Source organism: Pseudomonas sp. DL (assembly GCF_047199225.1).
GTDB lineage: Bacteria > Pseudomonadota > Gammaproteobacteria > Pseudomonadales > Pseudomonadaceae > Pseudomonas > Pseudomonas aeruginosa.
The window spans coordinates 2,721,756-2,743,084 of the sequence record NZ_CP178323.1 but is presented as its reverse complement, the minus strand read 5'-3'; the positions used below and the strand labels follow the sequence as shown (position 1 = coordinate 2,743,084).

17 protein-coding genes are annotated in these 21,329 nt (G+C 65.4%); 12 read left to right on the top strand and 5 right to left on the bottom strand.

Going from position 1 to position 21,329, the window contains the following annotated elements; all coding sequences use genetic code 11:
• Positions 1 to 125: 125 nt before the first annotated feature.
• The 5 genes from ACI766_RS13065 to ACI766_RS13045 all read left to right on the top strand — a co-directional run bounded on the left by ACI766_RS13065 (position 126) and on the right by ACI766_RS13045 (position 7,145).
• Positions 126 to 605 (top strand): hypothetical protein, encoded by a 480-nt coding sequence (locus ACI766_RS13065; RefSeq protein WP_124082652.1) that lies wholly within the window; start codon positions 126 to 128, stop codon positions 603 to 605.
• Positions 606 to 1,031: 426 nt separating this feature from the next.
• Positions 1,032 to 2,183, top strand: coding sequence for a JmjC domain-containing protein (locus tag ACI766_RS13060; RefSeq protein ID WP_079392681.1), 1,152 nt, complete (start codon positions 1,032 to 1,034; stop codon positions 2,181 to 2,183).
• 154 nt (positions 2,184 to 2,337) lie between these two features.
• Positions 2,338 to 3,564 (top strand): HlyD family secretion protein, encoded by a 1,227-nt coding sequence (locus tag ACI766_RS13055; RefSeq protein WP_023094006.1) that lies wholly within the window; start codon positions 2,338 to 2,340, stop codon positions 3,562 to 3,564.
• A 9-nt stretch (positions 3,565 to 3,573) separates the two neighbouring features.
• Positions 3,574 to 5,733 carry a peptidase domain-containing ABC transporter gene (locus ACI766_RS13050; RefSeq protein WP_003105688.1) on the top strand — a complete coding sequence of 720 codons (2,160 nt, stop codon included), beginning with the start codon at positions 3,574 to 3,576 and terminating at the stop codon, positions 5,731 to 5,733.
• On the top strand, positions 5,733 to 7,145 hold the full coding sequence (locus tag ACI766_RS13045) for a TolC family protein (RefSeq protein ID WP_115282364.1): 1,413 nt from the start codon (positions 5,733 to 5,735) through the stop codon (positions 7,143 to 7,145). Before ACI766_RS13050 ends, ACI766_RS13045 begins: the two co-directional genes overlap by 1 nt.
• A 139-nt stretch (positions 7,146 to 7,284) precedes the next feature.
• On the opposite strand, the gene mexS is transcribed toward ACI766_RS13045, so the two are convergent.
• The gene (gene mexS, locus ACI766_RS13040; protein WP_003103552.1) at positions 7,285 to 8,304 is read right to left on the bottom strand and encodes an oxidoreductase MexS; all 1,020 of its coding nucleotides are present in this window, start codon (positions 8,302 to 8,304) and stop codon (positions 7,285 to 7,287) included.
• Between the two features lie 220 nt (positions 8,305 to 8,524).
• On the opposite strand from mexS, the gene mexT reads away from it, so the two are divergent.
• The 4 genes from mexT (at position 8,525) to oprN (ending at position 15,539) form a co-directional block, all read left to right on the top strand.
• A complete protein-coding gene (gene mexT, locus ACI766_RS13035) occupies positions 8,525 to 9,439 on the top strand; it encodes a multidrug efflux system transcriptional regulator MexT (RefSeq protein ID WP_003089829.1) in 915 nt (304 codons plus the stop codon).
• 230 nt (positions 9,440 to 9,669) lie between these two features.
• Complete coding sequence (gene mexE, locus ACI766_RS13030) at positions 9,670 to 10,914, top strand: multidrug efflux RND transporter periplasmic adaptor subunit MexE (protein ID WP_003103549.1); 1,245 nt, start codon at positions 9,670 to 9,672, stop codon at positions 10,912 to 10,914.
• A gap of 21 nt (positions 10,915 to 10,935) precedes the next feature.
• The gene (gene mexF, locus ACI766_RS13025; protein ID WP_412828507.1) at positions 10,936 to 14,124 is read left to right on the top strand and encodes a multidrug efflux RND transporter permease subunit MexF; all 3,189 of its coding nucleotides are present in this window, start codon (positions 10,936 to 10,938) and stop codon (positions 14,122 to 14,124) included.
• Entirely contained in the window at positions 14,121 to 15,539 is a 1,419-nt protein-coding gene (gene oprN, locus ACI766_RS13020; RefSeq protein WP_003113303.1) for a multidrug efflux RND transporter outer membrane subunit OprN, read from the top strand. The genes mexF and oprN overlap by 4 nt, the downstream gene beginning before the upstream one ends.
• Before the next feature lie 154 nt (positions 15,540 to 15,693).
• On the opposite strand, the gene ACI766_RS13015 is transcribed toward oprN, so the two are convergent.
• On the bottom strand, positions 15,694 to 16,209 hold the full coding sequence (locus ACI766_RS13015; RefSeq protein WP_003089838.1) for a DinB family protein: 516 nt from the start codon (positions 16,207 to 16,209) through the stop codon (positions 15,694 to 15,696).
• Between the two features lie 58 nt (positions 16,210 to 16,267).
• On the bottom strand, positions 16,268 to 17,146 hold the full coding sequence (locus ACI766_RS13010; RefSeq protein ID WP_003122653.1) for a LysR substrate-binding domain-containing protein: 879 nt from the start codon (positions 17,144 to 17,146) through the stop codon (positions 16,268 to 16,270).
• 127 nt (positions 17,147 to 17,273) lie between these two features.
• Between ACI766_RS13010 and ACI766_RS13005 the strand changes: the two genes are divergently transcribed.
• The 3 genes from ACI766_RS13005 to ACI766_RS12995 are packed head-to-tail and all read left to right on the top strand — an operon-like array spanning position 17,274 to position 19,602.
• Positions 17,274 to 17,906 (top strand): ankyrin repeat domain-containing protein, encoded by a 633-nt coding sequence (locus ACI766_RS13005; RefSeq protein ID WP_003109549.1) that lies wholly within the window; start codon positions 17,274 to 17,276, stop codon positions 17,904 to 17,906.
• Between the two features lie 17 nt (positions 17,907 to 17,923).
• A complete protein-coding gene (locus ACI766_RS13000; RefSeq protein WP_034010404.1) occupies positions 17,924 to 18,379 on the top strand; it encodes a nucleoside deaminase in 456 nt (151 codons plus the stop codon).
• On the top strand, positions 18,376 to 19,602 hold the full coding sequence (locus ACI766_RS12995) for a CynX/NimT family MFS transporter (protein WP_034010406.1): 1,227 nt from the start codon (positions 18,376 to 18,378) through the stop codon (positions 19,600 to 19,602). Before ACI766_RS13000 ends, ACI766_RS12995 begins: the two co-directional genes overlap by 4 nt.
• Positions 19,603 to 19,645: 43 nt before the next feature.
• Here the strand turns inward: ACI766_RS12995 and ACI766_RS12990 are convergent, their stop codons facing one another.
• Entirely contained in the window at positions 19,646 to 19,813 is a 168-nt protein-coding gene (locus ACI766_RS12990) for a hypothetical protein (protein WP_003089849.1), read from the bottom strand.
• 103 nt (positions 19,814 to 19,916) lie between these two features.
• Positions 19,917 to 21,257, bottom strand: a complete 1,341-nt coding sequence (locus ACI766_RS12985) for a leucine-rich repeat-containing protein kinase family protein (RefSeq protein WP_003162904.1) — start codon at positions 21,255 to 21,257, stop codon at positions 19,917 to 19,919.
• Positions 21,258 to 21,329: the final 72 nt, after the last annotated feature.

Genomic DNA, 21,329 nt, shown 5'->3' with positions numbered 1-21,329 from the left:
GATACCCAAAGCCTCTCACGCAAGAAAAATCCATTAGTTTTCACAGAATTCTCTTACACACATCAAGAACGATATCGTGCTAAAAAACTAACGCCACACCACCCCAACCAGCAGGGAATATAAAATTGTCAGAACACAATTTTAGCAAACTCAAGATAGATAAAATCAGGAGAAGTCCTACACTCATAATTTCCGGCTACGGAGCGGGAATCGCCATACTCTTCTCAATCTTCAATGACCAACTAGGAATGGAGAAAAAATGGCTAGCAACCATTGACGCAACATTATCAATCTGCGCCATAATATTTTACACAGGAATCATTCATCTTATTTCAACAACAAAAGCGCTTAAAGAGCTAAACAAAGAAAAATCTAACCAACTAGAGCCACGAAAACGCATTCAAACACTTAGCGGGCTTCTAATCATGATCTCCACAGGTTTATTCGGCCTCTATCTGATTGGCAATAGCGATATATCACCAGGAGCAAAACTGTCATCATCTACAACCGGCCTAATACTACTTAGCTCTTGCATTATCGCTTTACTAATAACTTTTGAAAAAATCTCAAAGGAGTTATCAGGTGCGCGAACTAAGCATCATTGAAATGGATATTGTGTCAGGAGGAAACAGTCTTGATGCCGCAGCAACAGGAGCTGGTGGAGCTATAGGTGCAGGACTCGGAAAATTTGGCGGAAGTGCGGCCGGAGCTTGGGCAGGTGCAACTGTCGGCGGTGTTCTAGGAGGACCCGTTGGAGCAGTTGTCGGCCTTATCAGTGGCAGAGTTGCCGGCGGTGCTTTTGGTACCGTTGCAGGAGCAGCTGCTGGTTCGTATGCAGGTTCGGCGGCAGCTAGCGCATGGAGCAGAGGCGACAAGGCAGGTACCAACTATGATGGAGAGGGGTGTGATTATCACTAAGAAAATATTTCAAACCCAATAGAGCCAACCTCCTCCAATGGTGCTTCCGGAAAAAAGCACCATTATTTTGAAATTAAAATATAGCCTACTCAGAAACACATATGACAGCCTCCATGAACTTCAAAGCAAGCATATCTCAGAGCGAATTTCTTAGCCAGTACCAAGAAAATCAACCATTACATATGAAAGGTGCTGTCCTGCCAATAAATTTTTCATGGAACGATGTAAATCGACTAATTGAACGAAGCGATCCCTCATCACCCGACTTCAAGTTATCCCTAGACAGAATCCTCCCCAAAGAAAAATATGTCGAAAAATATTTAGACATTGGAACCATTCGCCAACGAATCATAAAGCCAGCTTTATATGATTACCTAAGTCGTGGTGCCACGCTAATCATCAACAAGATAAAGAGCGATCCAAAAATAACGGAAATCACACAACAAATAGGATTATTCACTGAAAGAAAGATTGTCAGCAGTGCCTATTTAGCATTTGGCAAGAAAAGCTCCTTTCGTTGCCATTGGGACACAAGAGACGTTTTTGCAATCCAACTAATAGGGAGAAAACGCTGGGTAGTATACGAACCATCCTTTGAACTCCCTCTTTACACTCAGCAAAGCAAAGATCTTGAGCATATTTACCCGTGCCCTATCAACCCTTACATGGATATCACCTTGGAGCCAGGGGATGTATTCTATCTACCAAAGGGCTGGGGGCATAACCCACTACCAATTGGACAACCGAGTTTCCATTTGGCACTTGGCACTTTCCCGGCATTAGGAATTGACTATCTGCAATGGACTTTATCCCACATGGAAAACTTCCTTGGAGCCAGAAAATCTTTGAGCAAATGGGCCTCAGACCAGGAAAACCTAGCAAATATTGCAAACCACATACATAGACTAATCAACAATCATGAACACTATTTGAACTTCATGAAAAATCACTTGATAGGAACCAGAATAGACTCCCCACTGGCCGTAGAGGCATTTTGCCGAGCAGACACTGAAACCATTCCCCTTCATTCACAACTATGCCTATGCACAAACAACAAATTCGGCATAGAGCAAAACTATTTAATATGCAATGGAACAAAGCTAAACATAGACCCTCACAGCATGCCAATAATTAACCACATCGCAGCATCCCCCGGCACAAGCCTTGAAGATCTCATTCATAATTTCCCCCAGCATGAATCAACTGACATTAAGAAACTCATCACCGCCCTCTGCAAAGAGGACATACTTAGCATCACCTTATAAAGATCGCTCCATCAAGAAAGAACCTGCCACACTTATCAAAAACAACAAAGCTACGCAGAGCAGTCAAACTCAAGTTAGTTACAGGAATCCACCTAAAAAATTAATCAATGACACCTCAAAATGATTTTTCCGCGCGGAAGCCCTTAATAGAAAGATGTACCAAGCTTTAGGAAAAGTAACGCTAACGCGCCCGGTCTCCTTCACTTTTCTCACCCTGCTGGCCGCGGCGATGGCGCTGCTGGTGGTGGGCTTCTTCCTGTTCGGCAGCTACACCAAGCGCAGCACCGTCAGCGGCCAATTGGTGCCCGCCAGCGGCCAGGTCAAGGTGCACGCGCCGCAGGCCGGCATCGTGCTGCGCAAGTTCGTCCAGGAAGGCCAGGCGGTACGACGCGGCGAGCGCCTGATGGTGCTTTCCAGCGAACGCTACGGCAGCGATGCCGGCCCGGTGCAGGCCGGTATCAGCAGGCGCCTGGAACAACGCCGCGACTCCCTGCGCGACGAACTGGAAAAGCTTCGCCGCCTGCAAGACGACGAGCGCGACAGCCTGACCAGCAAGGTCGCCAGCCTGCAGCGCGAACTCACCACCCTCGCCGCCCAGACCGACAGCCAGCAACGCCTGCTGGCGCTGGCCAGCGACGCCGCCGCGCGCTACCAGGGGCTGATGGACAAGGGCTACATCTCCATGGACCAGTTGCAGCAGCGCCAGGCCGAGCTGCTCGGCCAGCGCCAGACCCTGCAAGGCCTGGAGCGCGAACGCACGTCGCTGCGGCAGCAGTTGACCGAGCGCCGCAACGAACTCGCCGGGCTTTCCGCGCGCCAGGCCAACCAGCTCGCGGAAACCCGCCGCCAGCTCAGCGCGGTGGAGCAGGACCTGGCCGAAAGCGAAGCCAAGCGCACCTTGCTGGTCACCGCGCCGGAGAGCGGCATCGCCACCGCCGTGCTCGCCGAAGCCGGGCAGACCGTCGACAGCTCGCGTCCGCTGCTGAGCATCGTTCCCGCCGACACCCCGTTGCAGGCCGAACTCTACGCGCCGAGCAAGTCCATCGGTTTCATCCGGCCGGGCGATGCGGTGCTGATCCGCTACCAGGCCTATCCGTACCAGAAGTTCGGCCAGTACCACGGCAAGGTGCAGTCGATCTCCCGCGCCAGCGTCTCCTACGCCGAGCTTTCCAGCATGGTCGGCGGCGTCCCGGGGCTCGGCCAGGATGGCGAGCAGCTGTACCGGCTGCGGGTAACCCTCGACGACCAGGCGGTGACCGCCTACGGCCAGCCGCGTCCGCTGCAGAGCGGCATGCTGCTGGACGCCGACATCCTCCAGGACACCCGGCGCCTCTACGAATGGGTGCTGGAACCGCTCTACAGCCTGACCGGCAAACTCTAGGAACGACCCATGGCCTTTCTCGACGCTCTCGCCCTGCGCCTGGGCCGCCGCCTGCCGCTGGTGCTGCAGACCGAAGCCACCGAATGCGGCCTGGCCTGCCTGGCGATGATCGCCGGCTACCACGGCCACCATACCGGCCTGATGGAACTGCGCCGGCGCTTCTCCGTATCGCTCAAGGGCATCTCCCTCAAGCAACTGATCCAGACCGCCCACCGCCTCGGCCTGGGCACCCGCGCGGTGAAGCTCGACCTCGGCGACCTCGGCAAGCTCAAGCTGCCCTGCGTGCTGCACTGGAACTTCAACCACTTCGTCGTGCTCAAGGCGGTCGACGGGCGCGGCGCGGTGCTCCACGACCCCGCCCACGGCCAGCGCCGGCTGGGCCTGGAGGAAGTCTCGCGGAGCTTCACCGGGGTAGCCCTGGAACTCTGGCCGGAGAGCGGCTTCGAGAAACAGGAGGCGCCGCCGCGGATCAAGCTGCTGGGCATGCTCGGCAAGGTCACCGGGCTGTACCGCTCGCTGGCCCAGGTGCTGCTGCTCGCCGGCGCGCTGGAAGTGTTCTCGCTGATCAGTCCGTTCTTCCTGCAATGGACCATCGACAACGTCATCGTCAGCGAAGACCGTGACCTGCTCAGCACCCTGGCCATCGGCTTCGGCCTGTTGCTGCTGATGCAGCAGGCGGTCAGCGGGGTGCGCGCCTGGGTGATGATGCACATGAGCACCCTGCTCGGCGTGCAGTGGCAGGCCAACGTCTTCAGCCACCTGCTGCGGCTGCCCGCGCAGTATTTCGAGAAGCGCCACCTGGGCGACGTGGTGTCGCGCTTCGGCGCGGTGAACAGCATCCAGCAGACCCTCACCGCGGCCTTCCTCTCGGCGGTGCTGGACGGCCTGATGACCGTCGCCACCCTCGGCATGATGCTGCTCTACAGTCCGCCGCTGGCGGCCATCGCCATCGCCGCCATGAGCCTCTACGCCCTCGGTCGCTGGATCTGGTACCGGCCGTTGCGCAACGCCACCGAGGAGCAGATCGTCCACGCCGCGCGCCAGCAGAGCCACTTCCTCGAGACGGTGCGCGGCATCCGCCCGCTGAAGCTGTTCCAGCGCCAGGACGAGCGCCGCTCGGTATGGCTCGGCCTGCTGGTGGAACAGATCAACGCCGGCCTGCGTACGCAGAAGCTGCAACTGTTCTACCAGCAGCTCAACGGCCTGCTGTTCGGCGTGGAGAACCTGCTGGTGATCTGGCTCGGCGCGACCATGGTGATGGACGGCCAGTTCAGCGTCGGCATCCTGATGGCCTTCAACGCCTACAAGTCGCAGTTCGACAGCCGCGTCGGCAGCCTGATCGACAAGTTCTTCGAGCTGCGCATGCTCCAGTTGCAGGGCGAGCGCCTGGCCGACATCGTGCTCCAGGCCCCGGAGGTCAGCCACGGCGACATCCTCCCGGAGAACCTCCGCGAGCGCGAGGCGAGCATCGAGATCCAGGGCCTGCGCTACCGCTACGCGGAACAGGAGCCCTGGGTCCTCGACGGCCTCGACCTGCGCATCGCCGGCGGCGAGTCGGTGGCCATCGTCGGCCCCTCGGGCTGCGGCAAGAGCACCCTGTTCAACGTCCTGCTGGGCATCCTCCCGCCAGTGGAGGGACAGATCCGCATGGCCGGCCTGGACCTTGCGCAACTGGGCCTGGACGGCCTGCGCGAACTGGTCGGCACGGTGCTGCAGGACGACGTGCTGTTCGCCGGTTCGCTCAGCGACAACATCAGTTTCTTCGACCCGCAACCGGACATGCCCTGGCTGCTGCAGTGCGCGCAGATGGCTGCCATCCACGATGACATCCAGGCCATGCCGATGGGCTACAACACCCTGGTCGGCGACATGGGCACGGTGCTCTCCGGCGGCCAGAAGCAGCGGGTGATGCTGGCCCGAGCGCTGTACAAGAAGCCGCGCATCCTGTTCCTCGACGAAGCCACCAGCCACCTCGACGTACACTGCGAACAGCGGGTCAACGCCGCCATTCGAGCGCTGCGCATCACCCGCATCATGGTCGCCCATCGGCCCGAGACCATCGCCTCGGCGGACCGCGTGATAGTCCTCGGCCAGGGCAAGGTAAGCCTCGACGAAAGCACCGCGCGCCTGGCCGAACGCCAGGCCGCCGCGGCGCGGGAGCAGGCCTGATGCGTGCCCTCGCCGGCCTGTTGTGCGGCCTGCTCGGCCTGGTTCCCGGCGCCGCCGCCTACGAGCCGGACGTGTTCGGCACCGCCGGCCAGGTCGCCGGCCAGGCGGTCTACGACCTCGGCGGCAGCGGTTTGCCCTGCCGCGGCGGGCCGCCACCGACCGAGCTGAGCCTGGAGGAAGCCATCGAGCGGATCCTCTGCCACGCCCCACAGACCCGCCTCGCCTGGGCCAATGCCAAGGCCCAGGCGGCCCAGGTCGGGATCGGCAAGTCCGCCTACCTGCCGCGCCTGGACGGCCGTCTCGACGCCAGTCGCGGCTACAGCGACATGGATTATCGCGATGCCCCCTACCTCTCCGGCGACGGCCATCGCCACCGGCGTGGCGCCAGCCTCCAATTGAGCTGGGTGCTGTTCGACTTCGGCCGCCGCAGCGCCGCCCTGCGCAACGCCCAGCAGTTGCTGCTGGCGGCCAACGCCAGCCAGGACGCGACCCTGCAGAACACCTTCGCCCTCGCCGCCCAGGCCTACTACGACGCCCTCGCCGCCCAGCGCAGCCTGGCCGCCTCGCGTCAGGTCGCGGAGCTGGCGGCGCAGAACCTGGAAGCCGCCGACGCCAAGTACCGGGCCGGCGCCGCCGCCCTTTCCGATCGCCTGCAGGCGCAGACCGCGCTGTCCCAGGCGAGCCTCGCCCAGGTCCGCGACGAAGGCGCCCTGAGCAACGCCCTCGGCGTCATCGCCCTGCGCATGGGCCTGGCGCCGGATACCCCGCTGCGCCTCTCCGGCGAGCTGGAGGCGCAACCCGACACCGGCTTCGTCAAGGCCATCGACGAGATGCTCGCCGAAGCCCGCCGCGAGCATCCGGCGCTGCTCGCCGCCCAGGCGCGGCTGAAAGCCGCCGCCGCCTCGGTGGAGGAAAGCCGCGCCGCCGGCCGGCCGAGCCTGGCGCTGAGCGCCAACCTGGCACGCAGCCATAGCGACCAGGCGATGGCGTTCAACGGCGATACCCGCGAACGCGACCGCAGCATCGGCCTGCAACTGAACATCCCGTTGTTCGAAGGCTTCGAACGCACCTACCAGGTCCGCAACGCCCTGGCCCGCCGCGAAGCCAGCGAAGCGGAGCTGGCCGACACCGAGCAGCAGGTTTCGCTGGAGGTGTGGAACAACTACCAGTCGCTCAGCGTCGAGACCCGCAGCCTGGCGCGCACCCGCGAACTGGTCGAACAGTCGCGGCAAAGCCTGGAGGTGGTGCAGGGCCGCTACCGCTCAGGGGTCGGCAGCATGATCGAGCTGCTCAACGCCCTGACCGCCTACGCCAGCGCCGAGGACCAGCACATCCGCGCCCTCGGCAACTGGCAGACCTCGCGCCTGCGACTGGCGGCGAGCCTCGGTCGCTTGGGGCTTCAAATGATCTGAAGCCGGATTACAGATATTTTCAAGAAGAGTCGAACTGTCCCTTTGCTCTCCTAACGCGCTGGCGACCAGAACCCAGAGACCTCTGTCCCCCACGAAAAAGCCCGGCTCGATGGCCGGGCTCTTTCGCTGCGGATCGTCCTCAATCGGCGACGTGGATCACCACCCGGCCGCGCTTCGGACAGGTTTCCATGTAGCGGTGCGCCTCGACCACCTGGTCGAACTCGAATACCCGGTCGACCACCGGCTTGAGCAGGCGATCGCGGGTCAGTTGCTCGATGTGCGCGAGGGCCTTGCTCACCGACTCGTCGTTGCGTTCCAGGCCCATCTCTGGATGACCGGTGAAATCCATCAGGCAGTGGCGGTAGAACTGCAGGTGCTTCTTGAACGCGGCGCAGGCCGGGAACGCCGACTCGTTGCCGCCGTTGCAGCCATACAGCACCAGCTTGCCGCGGGTGGCGGAGACATCGCCGAGCAGGGTCATCTGCGGGCCGCCCAATTCGTCGAGGATGACATTGACGCCCTTGCCCTCGGTGAAGCGCTCGACTTCCAGGACCAGGTCCTGCTCGTCGGTCACCACCACCTTGTCGGCGCCCTGCTCGCGGAGGAACTCGCGCTCCTCGGCGGACTTGGTGGAAGCGATCACCCGCGCGCCGAGAGCCTTGGCCAACTGGATCGAGACCGGCCCGTACATGCGCGCCGCCTCGGTGATCAGCACGGTCTGCCCGGCCTTCAACCCGGCCAGGTCGACCAGGCCGAAATAGGCCACCAGCAGGCCGGTGTAGTAGACGCTGGCCTCCACCGGGGTGAGTACCTCGGGGTAGACCGCCAGGGCCGCGCGCGGCATCAGCACCACGTCGCCATAGGCCGGATAATGATCGGGGGTATGGGCGGGGAAACTGGCCACGCGGGAACCCAGCGGCAGGTCGCCGACGCCGGCGCCGACCGCCAGCACCTCGCCGGCCAGTTCGAAGCCGAGACCGGACGGCAGCGCAGCCTGCTCCGGGGCCAGGTTCTGACGCCAGAGCACATCCTTCCAGCTCACGCCGATCGCCTGGACACGCACCAGGACTTCCCCTGCGGCCGGCGCCGGGGTCGGCAGCTCTTCGCATTTGAGGACCTCTGGCGGGCCAAACTGATGAAAACGGATCACTCGGGACATCGCAAACCTCTGCAGTGCATCACGGGGTGAATAACCTCATGGGTTGTGACTGTATCCGCCCATGCCTGACAAAACCACCCGTCGTTATTGATAATGGCTATGCCTGTCAGTGATCCTATGCCCCTCCGGCACCTCGCCAGGCCCCGCCCCGTCTCGCACGCAAGGCTTGACGGCGAGCCCCCGCGGTTGCAGCCTCTAGCCCCTGGAAACGAGGAACGCCATGAACCGAAACGACCTGCGCCGCGTCGATCTGAACCTGCTGATCGTGTTCGAGACTCTGATGCACGAACGCAGCGTGACCCGCGCCGCAGAGAAACTGTTCCTCGGCCAGCCGGCCATCAGCGCCGCGCTGTCGCGCCTGCGCACGCTGTTCGACGACCCGCTGTTCGTCCGTACCGGACGCAGCATGGAACCCACCGCGCGAGCCCAGGAAATCTTCGCCCACCTGTCGCCGGCGCTGGATTCCATCTCCACCGCCATGAGTCGCGCCAGCGAGTTCGATCCGGCGACCAGCACCGCGGTGTTCCGCATCGGCCTTTCCGACGACGTCGAGTTCGGCCTGCTGCCGCCCCTGCTCCGCCGCCTGCGCGCAGAGGCGCCGGGGATCGTCCTCGTCGTGCGCCGCGCCAACTATCTATTGATGCCGAACCTGCTGGCCTCGGGGGAGATCTCGGTGGGCGTCAGCTACACCGACGAACTGCCGGCCAACGCCAAGCGCAAGACCGTGCGCCGCAGCAAGCCGAAGATCCTCCGCGCCGACTCCGCGCCCGGCCAGCTGACCCTCGACGACTATTGCGCGCGACCGCACGCGCTGGTGTCCTTCGCCGGCGACCTCAGCGGCTTCGTCGACGAGGAGCTGGAAAAATTCGGCCGCAAGCGCAAGGTGGTCCTGGCGGTGCCGCAGTTCAACGGCCTCGGCACCCTCCTGGCCGGCACCGACATCATCGCCACCGTGCCCGACTACGCCGCCCAGGCGCTGATCGCCGCCGGCGGCCTACGCGCCGAGGACCCACCGTTCGAGACCCGCGCCTTCGAACTGTCGATGGCTTGGCGCGGCGCCCAGGACAACGATCCGGCGGAACGCTGGCTGCGCTCGCGGATCAGCATGTTCATCGGCGATCCGGACAGTCTCTGAGCCCTCCGGCAGCTACCCGCACGAGGCGTCGCAACGGGAAAATCGATCGCGCGCCGCGGGTGTGCGGCTTATTCCATCGAAAGCACTGTCCATAACCATCGACTGTTACAGAAAACGAAAAACCATGTATCACTGTTCGTGATAATCAAAATCTCGTCGTTCGATTAGTTCCCTGCCGGAGCAGCCCGCAGACTTCGCCAATCCCGAAAAACCGACTGGCGGAGTCAAGCATGGAACAGTCATCCCACTTCTCCTGGCGCTACCCCCTCGCACTCGCGGCCGTACTGGTCCTGAGCGCCTGCGGCAAGGCCCCGGAAACCACCCAAGGCATGGCGGCGCCCAAGGTCAGCGTCGCCGAAGTCATCGAACAACCGCTGAACGAGTGGGACGAATTCACCGGCCGCCTGGAGGCCCCGGAGTCGGTGGAGCTGCGCCCGCGGGTGTCGGGCTACATCGACCGCGTGGCCTTCCATGAAGGCGCACTGGTGAAGAAAGGCGACCTGCTGTTCCAGATCGACCCGCGCCCGTTCGAGGCTGAGGTCAAGCGCCTCGAAGCCCAGCTGCAACAGGCCCGCGCGGCCCAGGCGCGGAGCGTCAACGAAGCCCAGCGCGGCGAACGCCTGCGCGCCAGCAACGCGATCTCCGCGGAACTCGCCGACGCCCGCACCACCGCCGCCCAGGAAGCCAAGGCGGCGGTCGCCGCGACCCAGGCGCAACTGGACGCGGCGCGCCTGAACCTGAGCTTCACCCGGATCACCGCGCCGATCGACGGTCGCGTCAGCCGCGCCGAGGTCACCGCCGGCAACCTGGTCAACTCCGGGGAAACCCTGCTCACCACCCTGGTCAGCACCGACAAGGTCTACGCCTACTTCGACGCCGACGAACGCGTGTTCCTCAAGTACGTCGAGCTGGCCCGCCAGGCCGGTCGCGACACGCGCAGCGAGAGCCCGGTGTACCTCGGCCTGAGCAGCGAGGACGGCAACCCGCACCTGGGCCGGCTGGACTTCCTCGACAACCAGGTCAACCCGCGTACCGGCACCATCCGCGGCCGCGCCGTGTTCGACAACGCCAAGGGCGAGTTCACCCCGGGCCTCTACGTGCGCCTGAAGCTGGTCGGCAGCAAGACCTACGCCGCCACCCTGATCAAGGACGAAGCGGTCGGCACCGACCTGGGCAAGAAGTTCGTGCTGGTCCTGGATGGCGACAACAAGACCGTCTACCGCACCGTCGAGATGGGACCGAAGCTGGAGGGCCTGCGCATCGTCCGCAGCGGCCTGAGCAAGGGCGACCGGATCGTCGTGAATGGCCTGCAGCGGGTCCGCCCGGGCATGCAGGTGGATCCGCAGAAGGTCGAGATGGCCAGCGCCGACACCCTGGCCACCCTCGCGCGCCTGCGGCAGTCGGTCGGCGACAGCGAACCACCGAAGGTGGCGGCGTCCAAGGACAACGCCACTCGCAACGAGCCGCGCGGCTGAGCGCGGCGATAGGAAGAACCGATGAATTTCTCCCAATTCTTCATCCAGCGGCCGATCTTCGCCGCGGTGCTGTCGCTGCTGATCCTGATCGGCGGTGCCATCTCCCTGTTCCAGCTACCCATCAGCGAATACCCGGAAGTGGTGCCGCCGACCGTCGTGGTCCGCGCCAACTTCCCCGGCGCCAACCCGAAAGTCATCGGCGAGACCGTCGCCTCTCCCCTGGAACAGGCGATCACCGGGGTGGAGAACATGCTCTACATGTCCTCCCAGTCGACCTCCGACGGCAAGCTGACCCTGACCATCACCTTCGCCCTCGGCACCGACCTGGACAACGCCCAGGTGCAGGTGCAGAACCGCGTCACCCGGACCGAGCCGAAGCTCCCGGAAGAAGTGACCCGGCTCGGCATCACCGTCGACAAGGCCTCGCCCGACCTGACCATGGTCGTGCACCTGACCTCGCCGGATAACCGCTACGACATGCTCTACCTGTCGAACTACGCGGTGCTCAACGTGAAGGACGAACTGGCCCGTCTCGACGGCGTCGGCGACGTCCAGCTGTTCGGCCTCGGCGACTATTCGCTGCGCGTCTGGCTGGACCCGAACAAGGTCGCCTCGCGCAACCTCACCGCCACCGACGTGGTCAACGCCATCCGCGAGCAGAACCGCCAGGTCGCCGCCGGCACCCTGGGCGCGCCGCCGGCGCCGAGCGACACCAGCTTCCAGTTGTCGATCAACACCCAGGGTCGCCTGGTCACCGAGGAAGAGTTCGAGAACATCATCATCCGCGCCGGCGCCAACGGCGAGATCACCCGTCTGCGCGACATCGCCCGGGTCGAGCTGGGCTCCAACCAGTACGCCCTGCGTTCGCTGCTGAACAACAAGCCGGCGGTGGCGATCCCGATCTTCCAGCGTCCCGGCTCGAACGCCATCGAGATCTCCAACCTGGTGCGGGAGAAGATGGCCGAGCTGAAGCACAGCTTCCCGCAGGGCATGGACTACTCCATCGTCTACGACCCGACCATCTTCGTCCGCGGCTCCATCGAGGCGGTGGTGCACACCCTGTTCGAAGCCCTGGTGCTGGTGGTGCTGGTGGTGATCCTGTTCCTGCAGACCTGGCGCGCCTCGATCATCCCGCTGGCCGCGGTGCCGGTGTCGCTGATCGGCACCTTCGCGGTGATGCACATGCTCGGCTTCTCGCTCAACGCGCTGTCGCTGTTCGGCCTGGTGCTGGCCATCGGCATCGTGGTGGACGACGCCATCGTGGTGGTGGAGAACGTCGAGCGCAACATCGGCCTCGGCCTCAAGCCGGTGGAAGCCACCAAGCGTGCCATGCGCGAGGTGACCGGGCCGATCATCGCCACGGCGCTGGTGCTCTGCGCGGTGTTCATCCCGACCGCGTTCATCTCCGGCCTCACCGGGCAGTTCTACCGCCAGTTCGCCCTGACCATCGCGATCTCCACGGTGATCTCGGCGTTCAACTCGCTGACCCTGTCGCCAGCGCTGGCGGCGGTCCTGCTCAAGGGCCACCACGAGCCGAAGGACCGCTTCTCGGTGTTCCTCGACAAGCTCCTCGGCAGTTGGCTGTTCCGTCCGTTCAACCGTTTCTTCGACCGCGCCAGCCATGGCTACGTCGGCACGGTGAACCGGGTCCTGCGCGGCAGTTCGATCGCCCTGCTGGTCTACGGCGGACTGATGGTGCTGACCTACTTCGGCTTCTCCAGCACGCCGACCGGTTTCGTCCCGCAGCAGGACAAGCAGTACCTGGTGGCCTTCGCCCAGTTGCCCGACGCGGCCAGCCTGGACCGTACCGAGGCGGTGATCAAGCAGATGTCCGAGATCGCCCTGGCGCAGCCCGGCGTGGCAGACTCGGTGGCCTTCCCCGGCCTGTCGATCAACGGCTTCACCAACAGCCCGAACAGCGGCATCGTGTTCACCCCGCTGAAGCCGTTCGACGAGCGCAAGGACCCGAGCCAGTCGGCCGGGGCCATCGCCGCCGCGCTGAACGCCAAGTACGCCGACATCCAGGACGCCTACATCGCGATCTTCCCGCCGCCGCCGGTACAGGGGCTGGGGACCATCGGCGGCTTCCGCCTGCAGATCGAGGACCGTGGCAACCAGGGCTACGAGGAGCTGTTCAAGCAGACCCAGAACATCATCACCAAGGCCCGTGCGCTGCCTGAGCTGGAACCCAGCTCGGTGTTCTCCAGCTACCAGGTCAACGTGCCGCAGATCGACGCCGACATCGACCGCGAGAAGGCCAAGACCCACGGCGTGGCGATCAGCGACATCTTCGACACCCTGCAGGTCTGCCTCGGCTCGCTGTACGCGAACGACTTCAACCGCTTCGGCCGTACCTATCAGGTCAACGTCCAGGCCGAGCAGCAGTTCCGCCTCGAACCCGAGCAGATCGGCCAGTTGAAGGTGCGCAACAACCTCGGCGAGATGGTCCCGCTGGCGTCCTTCATCAAGGTCAGCGACACCTCCGGTCCGGACCGTGTGATGCACTACAACGGCTTCATCACCGCCGAACTCAACGGCGCCCCGGCCGCGGGCTACAGCTCCGGCCAGGCGCAGGCGGCGATCGAGAAGCTGCTGAAGGAGGAACTGCCCAACGGCATGACCTACGAGTGGACCGAGCTGACCTACCAGCAGATCCTCGCCGGCAATACCGCGCTGTTCGTCTTCCCGCTCTGCGTGCTGCTGGCCTTCCTCGTGCTGGCCGCCCAGTACGAGAGCTGGAGCCTGCCGCTGGCGGTGATCCTGATCGTGCCGATGACCCTGCTGTCGGCGATCACCGGGGTGATCCTGGCCGGCAGCGACAACAACATCTTTACCCAGATCGGCCTGATCGTTCTGGTGGGGCTGGCGTGCAAGAACGCGATCCTGATCGTCGAGTTCGCCAAGGACAAGCAGGAGGAAGGCATGGACCGCGTCGCCGCGGTGCTGGAAGCCTGCCGCCTGCGCCTGCGGCCGATCCTGATGACGTCCATCGCCTTCATCATGGGCGTGGTGCCGCTGGTGATCTCCACCGGCGCCGGCGCCGAGATGCGCCATGCGATGGGCGTGGCGGTGTTCTCCGGGATGATCGGGGTGACCTTCTTCGGCCTGCTGCTGACGCCGGTGTTCTACGTCCTCATCCGCCGCTTCGTGGAGAACCGCGAAGCGCGCCGCGCCGCCAACGACAAAGGCCTGCCAGAGGTGCATGCATGATTCACGCGCAGTCGATCCGGAGCGGGCTCGCGTCCGCCCTGGGTCTGTTCAGTCTGCTGGCGCTCAGCGCCTGCACGGTGGGTCCGGACTACCGGACCCCCGACACCGCGGCGGCGAAGATCGACGCCACGGCGAGCAAGCCCTACGACCGCAGCCGCTTCGAAAGCCTGTGGTGGAAACAGTTCGACGATCCGACCCTGAACCAGTTGGTCGAACAGTCGCTGAGCGGCAACCGCGACCTGCGCGTGGCCTTCGCCCGCCTGCGCGCCGCCCGCGCCCTGCGCGACGACGTGGCCAACGATCGCTTCCCGGTGGTCACCAGCCGCGCCAGCGCCGACATCGGCAAGGGCCAGCAACCGGGAGTGACCGAGGACCGGGTCAACAGCGAGCGCTACGACCTTGGCCTGGATAGCGCCTGGGAGCTTGACCTGTTCGGGCGCATCCGCCGTCAGCTGGAGTCCAGCGACGCCCTCAGCGAAGCGGCCGAGGCCGACCTGCAGCAACTGCAGGTCAGCCTGATCGCCGAGCTGGTGGACGCCTACGGCCAACTGCGCGGCGCGCAACTGCGCGAGAAGATTGCCCTGAGCAACCTGGAGAACCAGAAGGAGTCGCGCCAGCTCACCGAGCAACTGCGCGACGCCGGGGTCGGTGCCGAACTCGACGTACTGCGCGCCGATGCGCGCCTGGCGGCCACCGCCGCCAGCGTGCCGCAACTGCAGGCGGAAGCCGAGCGCGCCAGGCACCGTATCGCCACCCTCCTCGGCCAACGGCCGGAAGAGTTGACAGTGGACCTTTCGCCGCGCGACCTGCCGGCGATCACCAAGGCCCTGCCGATCGGCGATCCCGGCGAACTGCTGCGCCGCCGGCCGGACATCCGCGCCGCCGAACGGCGCCTGGCCGCCAGCACCGCCGACGTCGGCGTGGCCACCGCCGACCTGTTCCCGCGGGTCAGCCTCAGCGGCTTCCTCGGCTTCACCGCCGGGCGGGGCTCGCAGATCGGCTCAAGCGCCGCCCGCGCCTGGAGCGTCGGCCCGAGCATCAGTTGGGCCGCCTTCGACCTCGGCAGCGTGCGTGCCCGCCTGCGCGGCGCCAAGGCCGACGCCGACGCCGCGCTGGCCAGCTACGAACAGCAGGTGCTGCTGGCCCTGGAAGAATCGGCGAATGCCTTCAGCGACTATGGCAAGCGCCAGGAGCGCCTGGTCTCGCTGGTCCGCCAGTCGGAAGCCAGCCGCGCCGCCGCGCAACAGGCGGCGATCCGCTACCGCGAAGGCACCACCGATTTCCTGGTGCTGCTGGACGCCGAACGCGAGCAACTCTCCGCCGAAGATGCCCAGGCCCAGGCCGAGGTCGAGCTGTACCGCGGCATCGTGGCGATCTACCGCTCCCTCGGCGGTGGCTGGCAACCCAGCGCCTGAACCGGCTATCCCCCGGCCGATGGAAATCGGCCACTCCAGCCCCGCGATTGCAGCTCCTGGTCGCGGGGCTTTTTTATGCGCAGCGCGGGGGCTCGGTCGAGCCCCACGTCGTTTCTCGGCGATGGCGTAGAGGCTCGGCGGCCATTGCCGCGGGCTATTCCCGCCGCTCCGGCTGCGCGGAGTGGATATACAGGGTGTAGGTATCCGCCGGCCGGGGCGCGCCCGCCAGGTCGAGGGCATGACCGATGGCGCCGCGATGGTAGGTGCCATGGTTGACGATATGGAAGAGGATCTCCTGGCGCGTCATGCCGCCGTCGCGGCCATCGGCGAAGCGGAAGCGCAGCCATTCGCCGCGACGCTCCAGCGGCAGCTCGGCGACATAGCCGGCGAACCAGGCGGCCGAATCCTCCAGCCGGCGACGCAGGACGTCGTAGCCAGGCACCACCTCGCTGTTGGTCTGTTGGTGGGGCGCCGGCTCGCCCAGCAGGCGTGCCCTGAACAGTTCCTCGACGATCGCCATGTGATTGAGCTGTTGCAAGGCGAAGGCCAGCGAGGCCGGGAACGCCTCGGCGTCGATCCGGGCGATGGCATCGAGGGTGCGGCGGTCGGACCAGGCCTTGTAGTTGAAGGACTCGACCAGCAGGTCGACTTGCAGGGTGGGTCGGGACATGTGGCGGGCTTCCGTGTCCATTCGCTGAGGGAGCCGGATCATAGCCCGGAGACAGCGCTCAGCGCTCGCCCTGCAACCCTTCCAGGCGTGCATCGCAGAGGTCGCGCAGGCGGTCGCGGAGGGTGCGCCCGGCGCTGTCCAGCTCGGGCCGCGCGTAGAGCGCCAGCTCCAGGCCAGCGATGGGCGGGAAGCCGGCCTGCGCGCCAAGCAGGCGATGCTCGGGCCCGACGCAGCCCAGCGGCAGCAGGCTGACCCCCAGTCCGGCGCCGACCGCGGCCACCAGGCTGGCCAGGCTGGCGCTGGAATAGCCGATGCGCCAGCGACGCCCGATGCTCTCCAGGGCATGGATCATCTCCTGGCGATACAGCGCGCCGACCGGGAACACCACCAGCGGCACCGGCTCCTCCGGCGAACCCTCGCCGAACGGCCGCGTGGCGCTGCCGAACCAGCCCAGCGGCTCGGCCCAGCGTGCATGGCAGTCGCTGTCGGCCCCCCACTGCTTGACCAGCAGCAGGTCCAGCTCGCCGCTGCGATAGAGGCGCAGCAGGTGATGGCTGAGACCGCTCTCGACCTCCAGGCGCAGTCGCGGACGCTCTTCGGTGAAGCGCGTCAGCACCGGCATCAGCACTTCGCCGGCGAGGTCTTCCGGCACGCCGAGGCGCAGCACGCCGTCGCCATGGGCCGGGCTGAGGGCCTCGCTGGCCTCGTCCGAGAGCCGCAGCAGGCGCCGCGCGTAGCCAAGCAGACGCTCGCCTTCCTCGGTCGGCAAAACCTGCCGCTGGCTGCGGTCGAGCAGGCGGCAACCGAGGTTCTGTTCGAGGCGGATGACCTGCTGGCTGACGGTGGACTGGGTCAGATGCAGGTGTTCGCCGGCGCGGGTGAAGTTGCCGGTGTCGACAACGCTGACGAAGGTACGGAGCAGGACCAGATCGAGCATGCACACTCCCACTGAAAGGCATTACATCATTTAATTTCAGCATACATGACATCGACGCCATACTTTTCGCCAACGCCTATCGGAGCCCATCGACATGTCCCTGGCCAATCTATGCAGGAGCGGAGCCATGCTGGTCTGCGCAGCATTCAGCGGAGGCGCCGGCGCGAGCGACGCCGGAGCATTGCTCGAAGCCGCGCGTCGCGGCGATACCGCGCAGGTCGCCAGCCTGCTCGAACGCAAGGTCGAGGTCGACGCGCCCAGCGCCGACGGTAGCACCCCGCTGCTGCTGGCCACCGCCAACGACCACCTGGCGGTGGCGCGCCAGTTGATCGAGGCCGGCGCCGACGTCAACCGGCAGAACAGCCGGCTCGACAGCCCGTATCTGCTGGCCGGCGCCGAGGGCCGCCTGGAAATCCTGCGCCTGACCCTGCTCCACGGCGCCGACCTGAAGAGTACCAACCGCTATGGCGGCACCGCGCTGATCCCGGCCTGCGAACGCGGCCATGTGGAAGTGGTGAAGACGCTGCTGCAAGCCGGGGTCGATCCCAACCATGTCAACAAGCTCGGCTGGACCGGGCTGCTCGAGGCGATCCTGCTGAGTGACGGTGGTCCGCGCCACCAGGAGATCGTGCGCCTGCTGATCGACGCCGGCGCCGACGTCAACCTGGCCGATGCCGACGGCGTCAGCCCGCTGGCCCACGCCCGCCAGCGCGGCCAGGGCGGGATCGAGCGGCTGCTGCTGGCCGCCGGCGCCCAATGAAAGCGAAGGAGAAAGACATGTCCGATGAAATCTTCATGCGCGAGGCCATCGCCCTCGCCCGCGCCAACGTCGAGGCCGGCGGCCGCCCGTTCGGCGCCGTGCTGGTGCGCGACGGGCGGGTCCTGGCCCGCGGCGTCAACCAGATCCACGAGACCCACGATCCCAGTGCCCACGCCGAACTGCAGGCGATCCGCCAGGCCAGTCAGGCGCTCGGCAGCCCGCGTCTGGACGGTTGTGTGATCTACGCCAGCGGCCATCCCTGCCCGATGTGTCTGGCCGCCATGCATCTCTGCGGCATCCAGGCGGCCTGGTTCGCCTATTCCAACGAGGACGGCGAACCGTTCGGCCTGTCCACTGCCACGCTCTACGCCGAGATGGCGCGCCCGCCACAGCGGCAGAGCCTGCCGCTACGCGCCCTGCGTTCTGCCGGCGAAGAGGGTCTGTACCGGCAATGGCGGCAACGCCAGGCATGAGCGCGCGAATCCCTTCCGGCGGCCAGGCCGCCAGCGGCGTCGGCGCGGCGGAGGTCAGTTGGGTCGGCCTGCTGGTGATCTTCTGCCTCGGCATCAACCTGCGACCGATCCTCACCGGCATCGGCCCGCTGCTCGAGGAAATCACCGCCGGCACCGGTCTCGGCTTCCAGGGCGCGTCGCTGCTGACGGTGTTGCCGGTACTCTGCATGGGCCTGGTGGCGCTGTTCCTGCCCTGGCTCGGGCGCTGGCTGGCCGAGCACCGCGGCATCGTCTGCGGACTGCTGGCCATCGCCGCAGCCTGCCTCTGGCGCCTGGAACTGGATAGCGGGCTGGCGCTGATCGCCAGCGCCGCGCTGGCCGGCAGCGGCGTGGCGATCATCCAGGCGCTGGTACCGGGCGTGGTCAAGCGCTGGTTCCCGAGGCGGGTCCCGGCGGCGATGGGCCTCTACTCGGCCTCGCTGATGGCCGGCGGCGGAACCGCGGCGGTGCTCAGCCCGCGGATCGCCGAACACTTCTCCAACTGGCAGGCCGGCCTCGGCGCCTGGGCCGTACCGGCCCTGCTAGCGCTGCTGCTGTGGATGTTCGCGCGGCCAAGGGAGGTGCTGCCGAGCGCTGGCGAGGGGCCGGTCCGGCACTTCTTCGGCAATCGCCGTGGCTGGCTGCTGGCGGTGTATTTCGGGCTGATCAACGGCGGCTACACCAGCATGGTGGCCTGGTTGCCGGTGTACTACCGCCAGCTCGGCTGGAGCGCCCAGGACAGCGGCGGGCTGGTCGGGATCATGACCATCTTCCAGGTGCTCGCCGCGCTCAGCGTGCCGCTGCTGATTCGCCGCCGCCTCGACCGCCGGCCCTGGCTGCTGGCCGCGCTGCTGGTCCAGCTCGGCGGCTTCTGCGGCCTGCTGATGATGCCGCTGCAGCACGCGGCACTGTGGGTGGCGTTGATCGGCTACGGCCTGGGCGCCTGCTTCGCCCTCAGCCTGACCCTGACCCTCGACCACCTCCACGAGCCGCGTGCGGCGGGAAGCCTGGCGGCCTTCGTGCAAGGCATCGGCTTCATCATCACCGGCATCGTGCCCTACCTGACCGGCTGGCTGCGCGACGCCACCGGCAGCTTCCAGGCCTCCTGGCTGCTGCTCGCGGCGAGCGTGGTGGCGATGTTGCTGGTGACCCTGCGCTTCGCCCCGTCCGGCTATGCCCGGGCCATGGGCGAGACGCGCGACTGAGCGGCGGACCTCCGCGCCCGCCATTGCAGGCGCGGGTGGCGCTTCAGTAATGGGTGGCGATATAGATGCGGTAGCTGATGATGGCCAGCATGCAGATCACCCCGACCCACATGAGGAACAGGCCGAACGGCGTGTCGCGCTTGGTGAAACCCGTGCCGATGAAGAGCATGCCCAGCACGATGATTGCGAAAGTGACGCCGTAGGAATCCATGTTTACCCTCGTTGGCCGCGTTCCTGACATACTTGTCAGTCTAGCTCCAAGCCCGCTAGAACTACGTTGATATTTATCAGCCTGCGGTCAATTTCGGACAAATTCATCGAACTTGAGGAAACGCCTGGCTGCGAGCGGCAAGGTCGCGCAAGATCGCCTGGATCTCGCCGAAGTCCGGCCGCTCGCTCACCCGTGGCAGCGCGCAACGTCGCTGCAACTCGACCAGCGCCGCACGTAGCGAGGCCTGCCCCGGCGGCGCCTCGCTGCGCTCGAGCAACTCTTCCAGCAGGCAGGCGAAGGCACGTACTTCCAGGCGCCGCAGGGCGCCGGCGAGCACGGCGTCGTCCGGGAGAAAGGACGCGGCGCCGAAATCGCCCAGCAGGCAGGCGCCATCCTCGCGCCAGAGGATGTTATGCGCATAGAAGTCGCCATGGCTGATGCCGCGTCCATGCAGATGGGCCATCAACGCGGCGAGCGAGGCCGCCAGGCGCAGCGCCGTGGCCAGCTCGAAGCGCAGTCCCGGCGGATAGACGTCGCGGGTACAGGACTCCAGGCTCGGCGGCCCCGCCAGGTTGCGATAGGCGTCGTCGAGCAGCTCCAGCACCAGCCCGTCGCGCCCTTGCGGATGCCCGGCGAGCTGGCCGAGCACCTCGATCAATTGCGCATGGCGCCCCGCCGCCAGGCAGGCGGCCATCTCGCTGGCGGGGGTGCCATCGCTGGTCACTTCGCCCTTGAACAGCTTCAGCGCCACCGTGCGCGTCGAACCGTCCGGCTGGTGCCAGCCGGCGCGATGGATGACCCCGGAGGCTCCTTCGCCGATCAAACCGTCCAGGCTCAGCTCGCTCCAGTCCAGCGCAGCGATGCCGCTGTCGGCCAGCGCCGGCAGACGGCACAACGGGTTGCCGGCGTAGGCCAGCCAGGCCAGGCGCGGCAGCGTCGCCAGCCAGGCCGGCAGGCGCTGGAAACGGTTGGCGGCGATCCGCAGCAGTTCCAGGCCTTCGCAAGCGGCCATGCTCTCGGGCAAGGCCTCCAGGCGGTTGCCGGCCAGCATCAGCTTCTGCAACGGCCGGCGACCCAGTTCCTCGGGCAGCGTGGCAATCCGGTTGTCGGTGAGGATCAGCCAGCGCAGCGCTGGCGGCAGGGCCGCGGCCGGCACCCGCTCGATGCGGTTGGACTTGAAGCCGACCATGCTCAGCGCCGGACAGTCGCCCACCGCCGCCGGCAATTCGGCGAAGTCGTTGGCGGAACAGAACAGCACCTTGAGACGATGCAGCCGCCCGAGGTCGTCCGGCAGGCTGTCCAGGGCGTTGCCGCTGAGGTTGAGCACCTCCAGGGAGTCGGCCAGCTCGAAGATTTCCCGGGGGAACTCGCGCAGGCCGCAGGACAGGTCCAGGCGCGTGGCGCCGGCCAGTTCGCCGCTGCGCAGTTGCTGCAAGGTGTGCATGGTTCGACGGACTCCGGCCAGGGCGGATGGAAAGCCGCGCATGATAGCCAAGGCGTTGCGGAACGCGCACCC